This is a genomic window from Vibrio sp. 1CM7H (assembly GCF_023161645.1).
In the GTDB taxonomy this organism is placed as follows: Bacteria; Pseudomonadota; Gammaproteobacteria; order Enterobacterales; family Vibrionaceae; genus Vibrio; species Vibrio diabolicus.
On the sequence record NZ_JALNTV010000006.1, the window covers coordinates 22,681 to 41,222 of the forward strand.

Below are 18,542 nucleotides of genomic sequence, written 5' to 3' on the forward strand. Positions count from 1 at the left end.
TCAGTGCTCTATTCGACCACTCATCTACTAACCGAATGCATTTAACACAAGTGACGCATAACATGCATCCTGAGATTAAAAAATTACCCTACCCAACTAAGACCAAGGACAATTGCTATGATGTGGTTTCTAACCTGTGTCGCAGCCCTAATCGGCGGATACTTCATCTACGGCGCTTTCGTCGAGAAGATTTTCGGCATCAATGAAAAACGCCAAACGCCTGCTCACACCAAATCGGACGGTGTTGACTTCGTTCCAATGTCAACAAAGAAAGTTTATCTAGTTCAGCTACTTAACATCGCTGGTGTTGGTCCAATTTTCGGCCCAATCATGGGTGCGCTATACGGTCCAGCGGCAATGCTTTGGATTGTTGTCGGTTGTATTTTTGCTGGCGCAGTACACGATTACTTCTCTGGCATGCTTTCAGTGCGTAACGGCGGCGCATCTGTACCTACTATCACAGGTCGCTACCTAGGTAATGGCGCAAAACACTTTATGAATATTTTTGCCATTGTCCTACTGCTTCTTGTTGGCGTAGTGTTCGTTTCTGCTCCTGCAGGCATGATTACTAACCTCATCAATGATCAAACAAGCTTGAGCGTAAGCATGACTACAATGGTTATCGCTATCTTCGCTTACTACATCATTGCGACGATTGTTCCTGTCGATAAAATCATTGGCCGCTTCTACCCACTGTTTGGCGCTCTACTTATCTTTATGTCTGTTGGTCTAATGACAGCCGTTGCGTTTTCTAGCGAACACACAGTAATGGGTGACTTTCAAGTTTCAGACATGTTCTCGAACCTTAACCCAAATGATATGCCACTATGGCCAGCACTGTTCATCACTATCGCATGTGGCGCTATCTCTGGCTTCCACGCGACTCAGTCTCCACTGATGGCGCGTTGTATGGAAAACGAGAAAAACGGTCGTTTCGTTTTCTACGGAGCAATGATTGGTGAAGGTGTTATCGCGCTAATCTGGTGTGCTATCGCTCTGTCTTTCTTCGGCTCTCTAGACGCACTATCAGAAGCTGTGAAAAACGGTGGTCCTGGTAACGTGGTATACAGCGCATCATTTGGTCTGCTTGGTGTGTTCGGTGGTATCCTTGCGTTCCTAGGTGTGGTTATCCTACCAATTACGTCTGGCGATACAGCATTCCGTTCAAGCCGTCTGATCCTTGCTGAATACTTCAACATGGAACAAAAGACGCTACGTAACCGCCTACTGATGGCACTTCCACTGTTCGTTATCGGCGGCATCTTAACTCAAGTAGACTTCGGTATTATCTGGCGCTACTTCGGTTTTGCTAACCAAACAACAGCAGTAATGATGCTTTGGACTGCGTCCGCTTACCTACTACGTCACAACAAGCTGCACTGGATTACCACTATCCCTGCTATCTTCATGACCACGGTATGTGTCACGTTCATCTTAAACAACAGCTCGCTAGGTTTTGGCCTGCCAATGCAACTATCAACTATCGTCGGTATTGTGTTTGCCCTAGCAGTGACTGGTTACGTTATCAAAACCTCTAAGGGTAAAGGTGAAACTGAACTGGCTGACGAAGAGAAACCACAAGCCGTGTCAGAAACAGCGTAATACTCGTCACATCCGAGTGACTAAGATAGGAGCCTGCCAATTGCAGGCTCTTTTTGTTTTATACCCAAGTCACTTTAAGATTCAGAACTCGGAGCGCAGCGTCATTTACTTAGCTGTTCTTATTTATCTGAGCCAAGCATCTTGAGGTGACTTAGGTATACAATAACAACATTGATTCTAGGTTAGGTTCACTATGGAACTGGTCGTTTCCCTTTTACAACAGATGTGTGTTTACTTAGTTTTGGCTTACATGCTAAGTAAAACGCCAATCATCTTACCTTTGCTGAGTATTTCTTCGCGCTTAAGCCACCGCCTAATTTGTTACGTACTTTTCTCTGGCTTTTGTATTCTCGGCACCTATTTCGGTCTGCATATCAACGACGCTATTGCCAATACTCGTGCGATCGGCGCGGTCATGGGCGGGCTGTTTGGTGGCCCAGTGGTGGGTTTCGCCGTCGGATTTACTGGTGGCATCCATCGATACTCTCTTGGTGGCTTTACTGACCTCGCCTGTGCAATTTCAACCACCGCCGAGGGTGTAATTGGTGGCTTGCTCCACGTTTACCTTATCAAGCGAAATAAAGGCGCATTGCTGTTTAATCCAAGCGTCGTATTCAGCGTCACGTTTGTTGCAGAAGTGGTGCAAATGATTTTGCTGCTCGCCGTCGCTAAACCCTTTGATCAAGCCTATGAGCTGGTGTCTGCCATTGCAGCACCGATGATCATCGCGAACTCATTTGGTGCGGCATTGTTCATGAGTATCCTGCAAGACAGAAAAGCGATCTTTGAAAAGTTTTCTGCGACGTTTTCGCGTCGAGCACTCACCATTGCTGATCGCTCAGTGGGAATTCTAAGCAACGGCTTCAACACCGAAAACGCAGAGAAAATCGCACGTATTATTTACGAAGAAACCAAAGTGGGCGCTGTCGCGATTACCGACCAAGAAAAAATCTTAGCGTTTGTGGGCATTGGCGATGATCACCATAAACCGAACACGCCGATTTCATCGCAAAGCACATTAGACTCCATGGAGAAAAACGACATCATTTATCTTGATGGCGCAGAACGTCCATACCAATGTTCCATCGCAAAAGACTGCAAACTTGGCTCCGCGCTGATCATCCCACTACGTGCGGGAAAAGAGGTCATTGGTACCATAAAGCTGTATGAACCGAAGCGTAAATTGTTCTCTACGGCCAACATGTCAATGGCGGAAGGGATAGCTCAGCTTCTCTCTAGCCAAATCCTGTATGGCGATTACCAACAACAACAAGCCTTACTCGCTCAAGCAGAAATCAAACTGCTTCACGCTCAGGTGAATCCACACTTTTTGTTTAATGCACTCAATACTATTAGTGCGATTACTCGTCGTGATCCTGACAAAGCGCGCGAGCTAATCCAAAATTTATCGCACTTCTTCCGCAGCAATTTAAAGCAGAACATTAATACCGTGACGCTAAAGGAAGAGCTTGCACATGTGAACTCGTACTTGAGCATCGAGAAAGCCCGCTTTACGGACCGCTTAGAGGTTGAAATCGATATTCAGCCTGAATTGCTGGACATCAAATTGCCAAGCTTTACACTCCAGCCTTTGGTTGAGAATGCCATTAAACACGGCATTTCAAACATGCTTGAAGGTGGTAAAGTTCATATATACAGCGAAGCACACCCACAAGGTCATTTGATTACCGTCGAAGACAATGCAGGCAGTTTTGAACCGCCAAAAGAAAACCACTCCGGGCTAGGTTTAGAAATTGTCGACAAACGTCTCACTAATCAATTTGGGCGTGATGCATCGCTAAAAATTACGTGCGAGCCACATCAATTTACTAAAATGAGCTTTATCATTCCCCAAAATCATAAAAGCACGCTGAAGCAATAAAGGTAATGTTGGATGTTAACCGCACTCGTCATTGATGATGAACAGTTTGCTCGTGAAGAGCTGACAGAGTTATTGGATGAAACAGGCCAAGTTGAAGTCGTGGGCAATGCCTCAAACGCGATCCTTGGCCTAAAAAAAATCAATGAGCTCAAACCTGATGTGGTGTTTCTCGATATCCAAATGCCTCAAGTCACTGGGATTGAACTACTTGGAATGCTTGATCCAGAAACCATGCCTTATGTGGTTTTTGTCACGGCTTACGACCAGTATGCAATTCAAGCATTTGAAGACAACGCCTTTGATTACTTGCTCAAACCTGTCGACCCATGCCGTTTAACCAAAACGGTCAAACGGCTAAATAAAGTCATTAGTCAATCAGCCCTAACTCAACAGCTGTCTGCTATTACGCCCGATACTTTAGATCAGATTCCGTGCATCGGGCACAACCGTATCGTTATCATGGCCACCGACACGGTAGAATGTGCATACAGTGACATCAGCGGCGTGCATGTACGCTCCACCAGCCAAGCCGCGAGCACTCAACTGACATTAAAAACACTAGAAGAGAAAACCCCACTGGTACGCTGTCATCGCCAATACTTAGTCAGCATTAAGGCCATCAGCGAAATCAAATTACTCGAAAACGGATTAGCAGAAATCATCACCAAAACTGGCTTTGAGATACCAGTAAGCCGCCGCTACCTTAAAGTGCTCAAAGAGATGCTGGGCATTAGCCACTAACACAAAAAGTTCACACATCACCGCTGAGTTTCCGCTAGCGTATAAATAAGACGCTCCGAAAAGACGAGGCGATGATGTATAAAGTTTTGTTCATATGTAAGCACAATGCTGGACGAAGTGTGCTCGCTGAGTCGATCGCAACCCATATCCTGCCAGCAGATTTTTGTGTCGCCAGCGGTGGGTCTCATCCCACAGGCAAAGTTCACCCGGTGGTGCAAAAATATTTAGATGACCACCAACTTCCCATTCCACATATCCACACCCACTCATGGGAAGAGCGAACTCAGTTTCTTCCTGACATCGTGATTATTCTCTGTGACTCTTTACATCAAGAGGCAGCTCCTCAGTGGCTTGCGGGTGGCGTTCGAGTAAACTGGCAAGTCGATGCCTTTCCGACTGAAGGTTCTGATGAAGAGGTGTACGCACATTGCGAAAGGGTTGCTCAGTCGCTTGAGCGAAGAATCACGAAGATGTCCGATATGATTATCGATGGTTTAGGAAAAGACCAAATTCGTGATTACCTAAATGAACTGAGAGAGATGTAAAAAAGGCGACCCACTGGTCGCCTTTTGAATATTCGATAAATGGGGATTAATCCACTTGCTTGATTTGCAGTTCTTTGGGTACTTCAAAGAACATATTCTCTTCACGACCAAGTACTTCATCGACCGCTTCGGCACCGACTAGTTCTTTGATTCGCTCTAGAATCTGATTAACGAGCTCTTCCGGAGCAGATGCCCCCGCAGTCACGCCGACCTTTGTTTTGCCTTCGAACCATTCAGGTTTGATATCTTCCGGACAGTCGGTTAAGTAGCCTGGTGTCCCTAGCTTTTCAGCTAGCTCTTTAAGGCGTGTAGAGTTTGATGAGTTTTTAGAACCCACAACAACCATCACATCTACGTCACCCGCTAATTCACGTACGGCATCTTGGCGATTTTGTGTCGCGTAACAGATATCGTCTTTACGAGGTCCTTGGATATCTGGGAAGACGCGGCGTAGTTCTTCGATAACATCGGCAGTTTCATCTACAGAAAGTGTCGTTTGGCTTACGTAATGAAGATCAGATGGATCTTTCACGATCGACTTCAGTTTCTCAACATCGGCCGGGGTTTCAACCAAGTACATACCACCGGTTTCACTCGCGTACTGCCCCATTGTGCCTTCCACTTCAGGGTGACCTGCGTGACCAATCAGAACCACTTCCATATTGCGGCGGCTTGCTCGCGCTACTTCCATATGCACTTTGGTTACCAACGGGCAAGTCGCGTCAAATACCGTCAAATCTCGCTGCTTGGCTTCCTGACGAACCGCCTGCGATACACCATGAGCAGAAAAAATCACAATGTTGTTGTCTGGCACTTCATGCAGCTCTTCAACGAAGACAGCGCCACGTTGTTTTAGCCCTTCAACCACAAAACGGTTATGCACCACCTCATGACGAACATAAATCGGTGGCTGATACATCTCTAGCGCACGCTCTACGATGCTAATCGCACGGTCTACACCAGCACAAAAGCCGCGTGGGTTAGCTAATAGGATTTTCATTTCATTGCTCATGGAAATTATCTTTATTGGGTTCGCTATTCTACTGACAAAATTTCAACTTCGAAAGTCACGTCTTGTCCCGCTAGAGGGTGGTTGAAGTCCACAGTGACTGAATCGCCAGCAATCTCTGTAATAATGCCCGGGATTTCCATGCCATCAGGACCACTGAACGCCATGATTGTACCCACTTCTACTTCTGCATCACCTACAAACTTAGTGCGATCCATATGGTGTACATGGTCTGGGTTTGGCATGCCAAACGCGTCTTCTGCTTTTAGCTCAATCGCTTTTTGTGCGCCTGTTTCGAGGCCGATCAAGCACTGCTCAAAGTTTTCACTCAAGCTGCCATCACCCATAACAAATTTCGCTGGTTTACCCATGTTATGAGTACTATCCGCAACCGATCCATCTTTCATTTTAATCGTAAAGTGAAGGGTTACTACAGATTCATTGGTTATTGTTGTCACGTTACTGCTTCCTTGTTCTTGGGTTATTACGCTGTCAGCTTGGTCTTTTTATACATTGATATGCTGGTTGGCGCTCCAACATAATAAAAAGCGTCGCTCGAATCAACGGGCGACGCTTAAGGTTATTCAACTTTTCACAATATACACTGCCACTACTTAGGCTTTCGCCTCGTCTTTCTTTCGAAAGCCGTCAAGAATAATCATCGCGGCACCAATACAGATCGCCATGTCTGCAAGGTTGAACGCTGGCCAGTGATAATTACCCCAGAAAAAGTCCAAATAATCCACGACAAACCCATGTATTACTCGGTCGAATACGTTGCCTACTGCGCCACCAATAATCATGGCATAAGCAATATTATTCCATTTCTCTTTCGCTGGTAGTTTACTCATCCAGTAAGTCAAAAGACCCGTAACGATAAAAGCAATACCTGTAAATAACCAACGTTGCCAGCCCGCTTGATCACTCAAAAAGCTAAAAGCAGCACCATAGTTATGCACGTACAAAAGATTAAAGAATGGCAAAATTTCTATGCGGTTTGCCCAGCCATATCCCATGTTGTTCATTACAACATACTTAATGCCAATATCAGCTAAAAAGATAACCACCGCTAACCATAACCAGCGAATACCAGATTGCTTTAAAGACAGTGCTTTTTCACTCATTACTTTACCTACAAACAGCCCCAGTAAATACTGGGGCTGTTAATTTTAAAAAAAGTTCAGTCGTTCTAGGCAATTACGCGAATTTACGTACTTCACCTTCGCCTTCTACGTTAGATACACAACGACCACAGATTTTCTCGTGACCTTCAATTGTGCCTACGTCTGGCGTGTGGTGCCAACAACGATCACACTTCTCGCCTTCAGCTGCTGCTACTTCAACAAACAAGCCTTCGATATCCGTGGCTTGTGCTGCATCAGTCTTCTCACCTAGAGGCTTAACTTTCGCCGCAGAGGTTAGTAGAACAAAGCGCAGTTCATCTTCAAGTTTGTTGATCTTCGCCGCTAAAGCGTCATCAGCAAATAGAGTCACTTCAGCTTGTAGTGCACCACCGATGGTTTTCTCTTTACGCGCATCTTCTAGAAGTTTGTTTACTGCACCACGAACCGCTTGGATCTCAGCCCAGAATTCATTGTTCAGCTCTTCACCTTCAGCAAGGCCGAATAGACCGTCGAACCACTCACCAGTGAATACGAACTTGTCGCGCTCGCCTGGCATTTCGTTCCAAATTTCATCTGCAGTGAACGACATGATAGGAGCCATCCAACGAACAAGCGCTTCAACAATGTAGTAAAGCGCAGTCTGACAGCTACGTTGAGCGTTGCCGCCACGTTTTGCTGTGTACTGACGGTCTTTAATTACGTCTAGGTAGAAAGAGCCCATTTCGATCGAACAGAATTGCATTAGACGCTGAGTCACACCGTGTGTGTTGTACTCTTCGTATGCTTTAACAATCTCTTCTTGTGCTGCTAGCGCACGACCAACTGCCCAGCGATCTAGCGCAACCATCTCTTCAACAGGAACGATGTCTGTTTCAGGGTTGAAGCCGCTTAGGTTAGCAAGGAAGAAACGCGCTGTGTTCCGGATACGACGGTAAGCATCTGCGCTACGTTTTAGGATTTCATCAGAAACCGCAACTTCACCAGTGTAGTCTGTTGAAGCAACCCATAGACGAAGAATATCAGCACCTAGCTTGTTAGTTACGTCTTTTGGCGCAACCACGTTACCGATAGATTTAGACATCTTACGACCCTGACCATCAACCACGAAACCGTGTGTCAGTACTTGTTTGTAAGGCGCTTCGTCTTTCATCGCGATAGATGAAATTAGAGAAGATTGGAACCAACCACGGTGTTGGTCAGAACCTTCTAGGTATAGGTCTGCACTGTTGCCGTTGTACTCTTCACGAGCATCAACAACGGAGAAGTGAGTGACACCTGAATCGAACCATACGTCTAGCGTATCTAGTACTTTTTCGTATTGGTCAGCGTCAGCACCTAGTAGTTCAGCGGCATCTACATCCCACCATGCTTGGATGCCTTTCTCTTCAACCAGCTTAGCGACTTTCTCGATCAGATCTAGCGTGTTTGGATGAAGTTCTGCTGTTTCTTTATGAACAAACAGAGCAATTGGCACACCCCAAGTACGTTGACGAGAGATACACCACTCAGGGCGACCTTCGATCATACCTTCGATGCGGCTTTGACCCCACTCAGGCATCCACTCTACGTTCTTGATTGACTCTAATGCTTTAGCACGTAGGCCAGCTTGGTCCATAGAAACGAACCATTGAGGTGTAGCACGGAAGATGATTGGAGTCTTATGACGCCAACAGTGTGGGTAGCTGTGCTCGTAAGCGTGGTGGTGTAGTAGTGCACCTTTTTCTTTCAGTACTTCTACTACTGCATCGTTCGCTTTAAATACGTGCTGACCAGCAAATAGCTCTGTATCTGGTAGGTAAACACCGTTTGAGCCAACTGGGTTTGCTACTTCTAGGTTGTACTTGTTACCAACCGCGAAGTCTTCTTGACCGTGACCAGGAGCAGTGTGAACAACACCAGTACCTGAATCAGTCGTAACGTGATCACCAAGGATCGCCGGTACAGTGAAATCGTAGAATGGGTGTTGGAATTGAGAAAGCTCTAGGTCCGCACCTTTAGCAAAGCCAAGGTTGTGGAAGTGCTCGATACCCGCACGGTCCATTACGTCTTTCGCTAGCTCAGCAGCAACGATGATACGCTCAGCGTTGTCGCCTTCTGTTTGGATAAGCACGTACTCTAGATCATCACGTAGACATACTGCGCGGTTTGCAGGCAGTGTCCAAGGTGTTGTTGTCCAGATAACGATAGATACGTCACCGTGACCTTCATGACCTTCTGTCAGTTCAAATTTAGATAGCAGTGCCGCTTCGTCAGCCGCTTTAAAACGAACGTCGATAGATGGCGATACTTTATCTTTGTATTCTACTTCCGCTTCAGCAAGAGCAGAACCACAGTCTGTACACCAGTGAACAGGTTTGAAACCTTTTAGCAGGTGACCTTTGCTTGCGATCTTACCAAGTGCACGGATGATGTTCGCTTCAGTTGCAAAGTCCATAGTGCGGTATGGCTTGTCCCACTCACCCATGATGCCAAGACGCTTGAAGCTCTCTTTTTGACCTTCAACTTGACCTGCAGCGTACTCGCGACATTTCTCGCGGAACTCAGCTGCCGTCACTTTTTGGCCTGGCTTGCCTACTTTCTTCTCTACCATCAATTCGATAGGTAGACCGTGGCAGTCCCAGCCTGGGATGTAAGGTGCGTCAAAACCTGAAAGTGTTTTGGATTTAATAATAATGTCTTTAAGAATCTTGTTTAGTGCGTGACCAATATGAATGTCACCATTTGCGTAAGGAGGGCCATCGTGCAATACGAATGACTTTTTGCCTTTCTTAGCTTTACGGATTTCACCGTAAAGATCTTCTTTGTACCAACGCTTAAGCATTTCTGGCTCACGATTGGCCAGATTGCCGCGCATTGGAAACCCTGTTTCAGGTAAGTTCAGGGTATCTTTATACTCACTCATCGATTCTTAATTCCGTTATATTGGGCGAAAATTAGACATTATGTTGAACGGTGGAATAAACCGCTCAACGCTTAAGCTGACGCAGCCACACCCTTGCTGCTTCAGCATCCAATTCGATTTGTTGTTTAAGTGCTTCAAACGACTCAAACTTTTGCTCATCTCGAAGTTTATGCAAAAGTTCCACTTCTAGTTGCTTGCCATATAAATTGGCATGAAAGTCGAATAAGTGTACTTCTAACTGCTGGCGAACGCCATTGACAGTCGGTCTTTGACCAATATTAGCAACACCACCAACTGGCTTATTTCCTAAGCCAAGCGCTTGAACAACATAGACTCCGGAAACCGGAGAAACACAGCGTTTCAAAGGAATATTCGCAGTAGGAAAACCTATCGTTCTGCCCAGCTTTCTTCCGTGAGAAACACGACCGCTGATGCTGTAGTTTCTTCCCAGCATCTGTTGCGCGGAATGCAAATCGTCACGCGCCAGCGCTTGACGGATAGCCGTACTGCTGACACGTAATTGTTGTAAACAAAAGCTCTGGGTACTCACGACATCAAAACCGTACTTTTCCCCTGCTTCCTGCAGCATTGCAAAGTTACCTGTACGGCCTTTGCCAAAGCAGAAATCATCACCAACGACAAGAAACTTAACACCCAAACGCTCGACCAACAAGTCACGGATAAATTCTTCCGCGGTTAAACTTGCAAAATGACGATTGAAATTGACGCAGAGCAAGCGATCAATATCGAGCTTACTCAATTGCACGAACTTATCGCGTAATCGCGTCAACCGTGCAGGTGCCTTATCTTTGGCAAACAGCTCCATCGGCTGAGGTTCAAAGGTCATCACAACAGAAGGCAATGATAGCCTGTCCGCTTGCTCAGACACTTGCTGCAATACTTGTTGATGGCCTTTATGGACACCATCGAAATTGCCAATAGTCAGCACGCAACCATGATGTCGCGGGGTGATATTGTGAATGCCTCTAATCAGTTCCATTGGATACTGCTTTCTGCCTCTGTTTTTACTTTACACTGTGTGAAACTGACGGATTATATACTAATCACCCTTAGTCTGTCCCAGCTTTTAGGTCTTTTAAGCGTGCACCAGTTAAAAATAGAACCACTAGGTAAACCACGGCTCCTAGAGCGATCAACATTCCTAGTACACCGCTGCGGTGAGCAAAGCTCCAATCGAGCCACACTGACATGTCTTCCAATTGCCATAAGATCGCAGCCACCATCGCTGCACCTGCAATAACCAAACGTATAATAAAGAAGACGGTTCGTTTGGTGATTTGGTATACCCCTGCGATATGTAGACCACGATACAGCAATGCCATATTTACGAACGCCGAAAGTGCCGTCGCGATAGCCAAACCAACGTAGCCATAAAAGTACGCAAAAATTGCGTTAAACACCATGTTGGTCACCATCGCAATGATGCCGTACTTTACTGGCGTTTTAGTATCTTGACGCGAGTAATAACCTGGTGCGAGCACCTTGATCAACATGAAGTTCAACAAACCTGAAGCGTAGGCAAAGAGCGACAATGATGCTTGATGTACGTCTTGAGGAGAAAATTCACCTCTCATAAACAGAACCATGAGCATAGGTTTTGCCAGTACCATCAGACCAAGCATTGCAGGAAGGCCAAGCAAGATCACCATGCGCACCCCCCAATCCATGGTTTGCGCGAAGCCTTCACTTTGTGCGTCAACGTGTTTACGTGAAAGCGCGGGTAAAATCACAGTCGCAATCGCAATACCAAACAGGCCTAAAGGAAATTCCAATAAGCGGTCTGAGTAATACAGCCAGCTGATCGAACCGGTTTGCAAAAAACTGGCGATGAACGTATCAAACAACAGGTTAATCTGACTGACCGATACACCAAATAAAGCGGGGATCATCAAAGTACGGATTTTCACTACACCCGGATCGCGCCAGCCCCATTTTGGCTTAACCATGACGCCAGCTTTAATAAGGAAGGGAATTTGGAATAAGAACTGGACCAAACCACCTAAGAAAACACCAATGGAAAGCCCTATTTCTGGCATTTCCATTTGCGGCGAGATAAACCACGCCGCCAAAATAATCATCACATTGAGGAAAACAGGGGTAAAGGAGGAGACAGCAAATTTACCTAATGTATTGAGGATAGCGCCCGATAGAGCGACGAAGGTAATGAACCATAAATAGGGAAAGGTGATTTTGAGCATCACGCTAGCAAGCTCAAACTTTGCTGCAGCCGGGCCACCATGCATCCAGTCAAGGAACCAACCAAAACCAAACACTGCAGTGACCACGCCGGAGCCTAGGACACCTAAAATAGTAACAATAGAGACTATCACCCCTAACGTACCCGCCGCTCTAGCAATCAGTTCCCGAGTTTTATCCATGTCGCCTTGAGCATGGCTTTCCGTTAAAACAGGTACAAACGCTTGGGAAAAAGCCCCTTCAGCAAACAAACGTCGTAAAAAATTAGGAATTTTATTGGCGAAGAAAAAGACGTCTGCGCTTGCTCCTGCCCCCATTAAATTTGCCACTACAACATCACGAACTAGGCCAAGAACGCGGGAAATAAATGTCATAGCACTGACGATCATGCCAGACTTGAGTAGTCGTTTACTCACTGTAACCTCGGAATATCACCATAAGACAGCTAACCCTATACTGTTTCTCTGACAGGTGCTGTAAATAGACGTCAAAAATCTATCCGCGGGTTGTAAGGAATAAGTGTGCCTTTCGCGGATAATTATTAGCATTGGTATAAAAATGCTGTTAGAATCCCCGCCATCTTAACCGCGATAACCTCTCTTACCAAAATTTGTTTTGGCTTAGATCGGTTTTTGCACAAATCATTTGACATTTAAGCGCAAATGAGGGATATTCCTCGCCCTTAAATTGTCACAGAACTAAGTTTTTGGGAGTTAGACCCTTGGCAAATAGTAAATCTGCTAAGAAGCGCGCTATCCAAGCTGAGAAACGTCGTCAGCACAATGCTAGCCGTCGCTCAATGATGCGTACTTACATGAAGAAAACTGTTGCTGCTATCGAAGCAGGCGACAAAGAAGCTGCAACTGCTGCATTCGCTGTAGTTACACCTATCCTAGACCGCATGGCAACTAAAGGCCTTATTCACAAGAATAAAGCAGCTCGCCATAAGTCTCGTTTCGCTGCACAAATCAAAGCTCTTTAATAGAGTCCTGGTTTTACAGTGAAGAAAAAACCGACCTTGTGTCGGTTTTTTTATATCTACAAAATTTTCTTAATAAAAAAGCTGGCAATGCCAGCTTTTCTTTTTTCTGCACGCCTATTCAAAGGCATCAGCTTATTTACCTTATAAAGCTCAAACTGGAAAGCACCAATAAAACACTTGAGAACAAAGCAAATTGGTCGATGCGCAGCAACTCTACCATCAAAAGTTTAACGCCACTCTCAAATATTCCAACGAGTTAGATTCACAGCCTAAAATGAACGATATATTAGGTATATGTAATTAACGCTAAGCGCTTTCAGCGCAATAAAGACTATGCAGTGTTTTTATTAACGCTTTCACTTCATCACTCTTCAATGTGTAGTACACGGTTTGTGCTTCTTTCCTTGTCGTGACTAGCTCATCACGGCGAAGCCAAGCAAGATGCTGAGATAATGCCGACTGGCTTAGCTCTAACTTTGCACACAGCTCTCCCACGGACAGCTCTTGGTTATGCAGCATACAAAGGATTTGTAGGCGTCTCTCGTTTGCCATCGCTTTGAGCAACACGACGGCTTTTGCGGAGTTCTGCTCCATTTCTTGTAGATTCATGTGTTGGACCTCTAGCTACAACTTACTTATTCCAACCCTGGCCAGCTTGTTGTGTTGCACTGATTTATATATCTAAGAAAATCAAGATACACTTCCAGAGTCTTCATTATTAGAACCTCTAATTTAGTTGTTAGTGATACACCAATATTATCCACCAAAGTGAAGAATTGATGCGCCATCAATAATTAATAGTTTTGCTCACTAAAACAAGTATCTTGAGTTACTTAGGTATTATTTAGAATTATATTTTTATTGATAGTAATCTATTTATTTGCGCAACGATACGGGTTTACTCAAACATTTGACTGAAATCAGCATCACAAACATTTTTTACCGCTGGGTGTTGGATCATTCGTTCCGCAAAAATCACGTAGTACTCTTCTTTTAACCCATCGACATGACCAATTAGCTGTAGATTTCGGTCGTCCTCAATCTCCGACATGTATACGGTCGGCGCTAAGAAAATTACATCATCGTGATACCGTGCGAAAGCCTTCATCAACGCAACATCATCAAATTCTCCCAACACATTAGGCTGAAGACCTTGACGATCAAACCACTGAATAACCTTACGCCCCATTGCTGTTCGGCTTGCAGGAATCAAAAGCTTTTTCTGTTCCAGAATCTCAGGGAAACGCACATTTTCAATTTCAGAAGAGGCGAAAAAGCTCATGCTGCTCTCACCTAGCTTTTTGCTATAAAGGCCAGGGCTTTGAGTTGAGTCAACGGGACAATCCGAGAGGATCATATCCAGCTTGTGCTGAGACAGTCGTTCAAGTAGCAATTCGTGGGTTGACTCATAACAGCGTAAATGAATACTGTTATCTTCCGGGACAGTCGTCATTAGTACTTTACTGACCAAGCGTTTAGATAACGCATCGGCTACGCCAACTTCAAACAGAATGTTCGAGTGCTGACTGTAATTGACGATATCTAACATCTCATAACTCAAACCAAACATTCGGTCGGCGTACTTAAAAACAAGTTGCCCTAACTCAGTTGGCTCAACTGTACGACCATTTCGTTTGGTTAACTTTCCTTTCATGCGTTCTTCAAGCGCTTTAATCTGCCCTGTCACGGTTTGCGGTGTCAGGAAAAGCGCATCGGCCGCTTTAGTTACAGAGCCCTGTTTGCACACCATCCAGAAATAATATAGATGGTTGTAGTTTAGATGTGACATGATCAAGTCCCGAAAAGAAAGTGATGCTTTTTATACCAAATGTGACAGAGACAAACAATAAACTCGACAAAACCATACAATACATTACAAAAACATAAGTTTTACCGAATATATAAAATTAACACTGTCATAAAAGTTGAACTGAGGCGCATTTTCTTTCTAAAGAAAACGCAAAAACCACACAAAACAAAAGTCAAATTTATTCATTAAATTCAAAGAGTTAAAAACCATCAATTTTCCCTACTCACACCACTATCAAAAAGAACAATAAAAATTACTCACAGCAAGAAATCTGTAATATTACTGAAATATTTGTTCTCTAACATCGCCCGCAGTTTCAACTACAGACCGAAAAATGAACTGAAAGGTCAACGGAGAAAATTATGATGAACCAAGCTACTTCAACAGTGGCGCCAATTTCGAGCACTGCTCGTTGGTTACGCTGGGCTAACTTGGCATTCATGTTGTATCTGCTTCTTCTAGCAGTATCTATGGTTGGTAGTGGCTTCAAATGGGCAACTGGCGATCAAGCTAAGGTGCTATTTGAGTTTGCCGCTCACCCTGTTGCAGGTCTAATGATCGGCTTGGTGGCAACAGCCTTAATTCAGTCCTCAAGTACTGTAACGTCTATTATTGTAGGTTTAGTTGCAGGTGGCTTACCAGTAGAAACCGCGATTCCGATGGTGATGGGTGCCAATATTGGTACCACAGTGACTAATACGCTTGTTTCTCTTGGTCACGTACGTTGTAAAGAAGAGTTCAAACGTGCATTTGCAAGCGCAACTATTCACGACTTCTTCAACTTACTTGCTGTTGCTATTTTCCTTCCGTTGGAAATGATGTTCGGCATTTTAGAGAAAGTTTCTCATTGGCTTGTTTCTCCACTACTTGCTACTGGCGATATGAGCATTAAAGGCTTCAACTTCATTAAGCCAATAACAAAACCAGTTGTGGGTGCAATTAAAGAGCCACTTTCAACATTCGGTGATACTGTTGGTGGCATCATGCTTATCGTTTTGGGTATTGCGACAATCTTCGTTGCAATTACGGTAATGGGTAAGCTAATGAAGAGCTTAATGGTTGGCCGCGCACGTGAAATTTTGAAAAACGCGATTGGTCGTGGCCCTATTCACGGTATTGTATCGGGTTCAATCGTGACTGTGTTGGTACAATCTTCATCAACAACAACTAGCTTGATGGTTCCACTTGTGGGTACAGGCGTTCTTAAAGTTCGTGATATTTACCCATTCACGCTAGGTGCAAACATTGGTACTTGTATTACGGCGCTACTAGCAGCAACAGCCGTATCGGGTGAGTTCGCGGTATTCGCGCTTCAAATCGCTCTGGTACACCTAGTATTTAATATCATGGCAACACTGTTTATCTTTGGTATTCCGTTCCTACGTGAAATTCCAGTGAAAGGCGCTGAGATGATTTCTGAAATGGCTATCAAGAACAAAGCTGTTGTCGGTGGCTACCTAATGTCTGTATTCGTTATTTTACCAGGCGCGATCTTAGCCCTAACGACATAACAATAACTTACATACCATCGCTTATTGTTTAGGCTCCACATTGTGGGGCCTTTTTTGCGTTAATGACGCTGTTCAAATTCGTTGTCTGGTGATAATTTGAGCCATACCAGCATACTTATGCTGGGCTACCTCATTTGGAGTCGACAACATGACGCAGCTTAATGGCACTATTTCTGATCAGCTACTCGCAATAGACGAAAACCTAACTCAACTGGTTGCTGATATTGATATCCTTAGTAGCGTGAATCCTCTCAATTATGCTCAGGAAAGAGAGCGCTTTATTAAGAACAAATACTCTCAAGAGCCTAACTTCCAATACTCAACCACCAATCTAGATACTCACAGCGCAAAGCGACGTCTGTATGAACTGCCTTTAGAAAATATTCAAGACACCCAATTACAAAAGCTGTACGCGGATGTGATTCAGTCTTACGCAGATAAATTGGATCAAGTGAATACTATCGGTACACAAGAGTTTCTTTATAACTCCTTGCGCTATTACGGAGAGCCGAGCGCCAAAGATATTGCCAACGCCCATTTCATTTTACACCTTCCCACGGAAGAAGAGAGCAAACCTCAGCATGATAGCCGTGCGATAGCACACTTCATGCAAAACTTTGCTCAACGTAATGGATATGAATGTGAAATACAGGTGTTGGATGGGATGTTAGCAAACGCACTCGTTTCGGGGTCTCGAGTCAAAATTAACCACGCAGCATACATCACGACCGATGAGTTAGAGGCTCTCGCACATCATGAAATGGGTGTACACCTTCTTACTACGCTTAATGGTCGTCAACAACCGCTAAAGGTCCTGAGCTTAGGGTGCCCAGCCAATACCAACACCCAAGAAGGGCTGGCTATATTGTGTGAATATCTGTCAGGACATTTCAGTATCAAACGCCTAAGAACCTTAGCCTTACGAGTCCTGGCGGTAGAGTCGATGATCAAGGATCGCGATTTCCGCCATACGTTCATGCTATTAAAAGAACAGTATAAAACGTCTGACCTTCAAGCATTTACGACGACTGCTCGTGTGTATCGAGGAGGCGGTTTGACGAAGGATTACTTGTACCTCAGGGGGTTCCGAGAGGTGCTCAATGCCTACGATAAACTGGGCGATGACTTTTCATTGTTGCTATGTGGAAAAACAGAACTGAAGTATTTTGAGCTTATCCGCTCATTAGTGAGGAAGCAAATATTCACCCAACCCAAGTTTATTAGCCCAGCACTGTCTGCACCGCTGCAAACCAACCCTATTCACCGCTATATTGTCAGTGCACTCAAGTAATACCTTCAAAGTACAAAAAGCAAAAAAGCTCCATTTGGAGCTTTTTTCATATCTTGAAGAATAATACTGGTTACACTGAGAATGGGTAACGAATAGGGTCGTGATGCTCGTATCCTTCAACCCAAAAGTCATCCAGTGTGACCCATGTTTCCAGATCTTCTAGAGATTTAATCTCTGGATTGATGTGGAACGTCGGCGCTTTTAATGGTTCACGTTTCAACTGAACATCACGCATCAGTTCAAGCTGATCTTCATAAATGTGCGCATTCACAATCTTATGAAATGCCTGACCAGGTTTCTTGCCCGTGATTTGCGCCATGATCGCCAAGAACACGTAAACTTGAACCATATTGAAGTTTAAGCCAAGCGGTACATCACACGAACGCTGAGTACTGTTCAGGTATAGCGTATCATCCAGCAATGAAAAATGGTGGCTATACATGCAAGGACGCAAGCACCCCATGTGGAATTCACCCGGGTTGTAGAAGTTCAAGATTTCACCGCGATCATCAACACCACGCGTTAAGTCATCCACTATCTTGCGTAATTGGTCAACATGCCCGCCATCAGGCTTCGCCCATGCGCGCCCTTGGACACCGTAGACACGGCCCATGTCGTCTTCGCCCTTACGATATGGATTATTTAACCAAGCATCATTTAGGTTGGCATTGGCATCCCAGGTTTTCGTGCCCAGCTTACGAAAATCTTCCGCATTATCGTAACCACGAATGTACCCTAGTAGCTCTGCAACGGCCGCTTTCCAAAAACTTTTACGTGTGGTTACCAACGGAAATTGATTGTTCGCAACATCGTAGGTTAAATCCGCGTTGATTACGGTCAGGCAGCGCTTGCCTGTACGCTCATTTTCAACCCAAACACCTTGGTCAACGATGCGTTGACACAAATCTAAATACTGTTTCACACCA

Annotated in this window: 16 protein-coding genes; 7 read left to right on the forward strand and 9 right to left on the reverse strand. The window is 44.8% G+C overall.

What is annotated here, in order from left to right:
• Positions 1-117 precede the first annotated feature (117 nt).
• The 4 genes from MSG33_RS18495 to MSG33_RS18510 all read left to right on the forward strand — a co-directional run bounded on the left by MSG33_RS18495 (position 118) and on the right by MSG33_RS18510 (position 4,770).
• A complete protein-coding gene (locus MSG33_RS18495; RefSeq protein WP_005381914.1) occupies positions 118-1,602 on the forward strand; it encodes a carbon starvation protein A in 1,485 nt (494 codons plus the stop codon).
• A 193-nt stretch (positions 1,603-1,795) separates the two neighbouring features.
• Positions 1,796-3,484, forward strand: coding sequence for a sensor histidine kinase (locus MSG33_RS18500; protein WP_109168805.1), 1,689 nt, complete (start codon positions 1,796-1,798; stop codon positions 3,482-3,484).
• A 12-nt stretch (positions 3,485-3,496) separates the two neighbouring features.
• Complete coding sequence (gene btsR / locus MSG33_RS18505) at positions 3,497-4,225, forward strand: two-component system response regulator BtsR (RefSeq protein ID WP_006743107.1); 729 nt, start codon at positions 3,497-3,499, stop codon at positions 4,223-4,225.
• A gap of 71 nt (positions 4,226-4,296) precedes the next feature.
• Complete coding sequence (locus tag MSG33_RS18510) at positions 4,297-4,770, forward strand: low molecular weight phosphatase family protein (protein WP_248381696.1); 474 nt, start codon at positions 4,297-4,299, stop codon at positions 4,768-4,770.
• Positions 4,771-4,816: 46 nt separating this feature from the next.
• Here the strand turns inward: MSG33_RS18510 and ispH are convergent, their stop codons facing one another.
• The 6 genes from ispH to murJ all read right to left on the reverse strand — a co-directional run bounded on the left by ispH (position 4,817) and on the right by murJ (position 12,438).
• A complete protein-coding gene (gene ispH, locus MSG33_RS18515) occupies positions 4,817-5,782 on the reverse strand; it encodes a 4-hydroxy-3-methylbut-2-enyl diphosphate reductase (protein WP_047009110.1) in 966 nt (321 codons plus the stop codon).
• A 23-nt stretch (positions 5,783-5,805) separates the two neighbouring features.
• The gene (fkpB, locus tag MSG33_RS18520) at positions 5,806-6,237 is read right to left on the reverse strand and encodes an FKBP-type peptidyl-prolyl cis-trans isomerase (protein ID WP_012842130.1); all 432 of its coding nucleotides are present in this window, start codon (positions 6,235-6,237) and stop codon (positions 5,806-5,808) included.
• 156 nt (positions 6,238-6,393) lie between these two features.
• Positions 6,394-6,903: a signal peptidase II gene (lspA, locus tag MSG33_RS18525; protein WP_005397302.1), complete on the reverse strand. Its 510-nt coding sequence runs from the start codon at positions 6,901-6,903 to the stop codon at positions 6,394-6,396.
• A gap of 73 nt (positions 6,904-6,976) precedes the next feature.
• Positions 6,977-9,805, reverse strand: coding sequence for an isoleucine--tRNA ligase (ileS, locus tag MSG33_RS18530; protein WP_248381698.1), 2,829 nt, complete (start codon positions 9,803-9,805; stop codon positions 6,977-6,979).
• A gap of 64 nt (positions 9,806-9,869) precedes the next feature.
• A complete protein-coding gene (gene ribF / locus MSG33_RS18535; RefSeq protein WP_006743103.1) occupies positions 9,870-10,805 on the reverse strand; it encodes a bifunctional riboflavin kinase/FAD synthetase in 936 nt (311 codons plus the stop codon).
• A gap of 70 nt (positions 10,806-10,875) precedes the next feature.
• Entirely contained in the window at positions 10,876-12,438 is a 1,563-nt protein-coding gene (gene murJ / locus MSG33_RS18540) for a murein biosynthesis integral membrane protein MurJ (RefSeq protein WP_074192056.1), read from the reverse strand.
• Between the two features lie 305 nt (positions 12,439-12,743).
• On the opposite strand from murJ, the gene rpsT reads away from it, so the two are divergent.
• Positions 12,744-13,004, forward strand: coding sequence for a 30S ribosomal protein S20 (gene rpsT / locus MSG33_RS18545; RefSeq protein WP_005381938.1), 261 nt, complete (start codon positions 12,744-12,746; stop codon positions 13,002-13,004).
• Positions 13,005-13,310: 306 nt separating this feature from the next.
• Here rpsT and MSG33_RS18550 read toward each other — a convergent pair whose 3' ends face one another.
• Entirely contained in the window at positions 13,311-13,613 is a 303-nt protein-coding gene (locus MSG33_RS18550; RefSeq protein ID WP_005397309.1) for a metalloregulator ArsR/SmtB family transcription factor, read from the reverse strand.
• Positions 13,614-13,902: 289 nt separating this feature from the next.
• Positions 13,903-14,793: a transcriptional activator NhaR gene (gene nhaR / locus MSG33_RS18555; protein WP_005381942.1), complete on the reverse strand. Its 891-nt coding sequence runs from the start codon at positions 14,791-14,793 to the stop codon at positions 13,903-13,905.
• A 386-nt stretch (positions 14,794-15,179) separates the two neighbouring features.
• Between nhaR and MSG33_RS18560 the strand changes: the two genes are divergently transcribed.
• A complete protein-coding gene (locus MSG33_RS18560; RefSeq protein WP_031780616.1) occupies positions 15,180-16,325 on the forward strand; it encodes a Na/Pi symporter in 1,146 nt (381 codons plus the stop codon).
• A gap of 148 nt (positions 16,326-16,473) precedes the next feature.
• The gene (locus MSG33_RS18565; protein WP_248381700.1) at positions 16,474-17,616 is read left to right on the forward strand and encodes a flavohemoglobin expression-modulating QEGLA motif protein; all 1,143 of its coding nucleotides are present in this window, start codon (positions 16,474-16,476) and stop codon (positions 17,614-17,616) included.
• Positions 17,617-17,686: 70 nt separating this feature from the next.
• Here MSG33_RS18565 and MSG33_RS18570 read toward each other — a convergent pair whose 3' ends face one another.
• Positions 17,687-18,538 carry a thymidylate synthase gene (locus tag MSG33_RS18570; protein ID WP_005381947.1) on the reverse strand — a complete coding sequence of 284 codons (852 nt, stop codon included), beginning with the start codon at positions 18,536-18,538 and terminating at the stop codon, positions 17,687-17,689.
• Between the last annotated feature and the right edge of the window lie 4 nt (positions 18,539-18,542).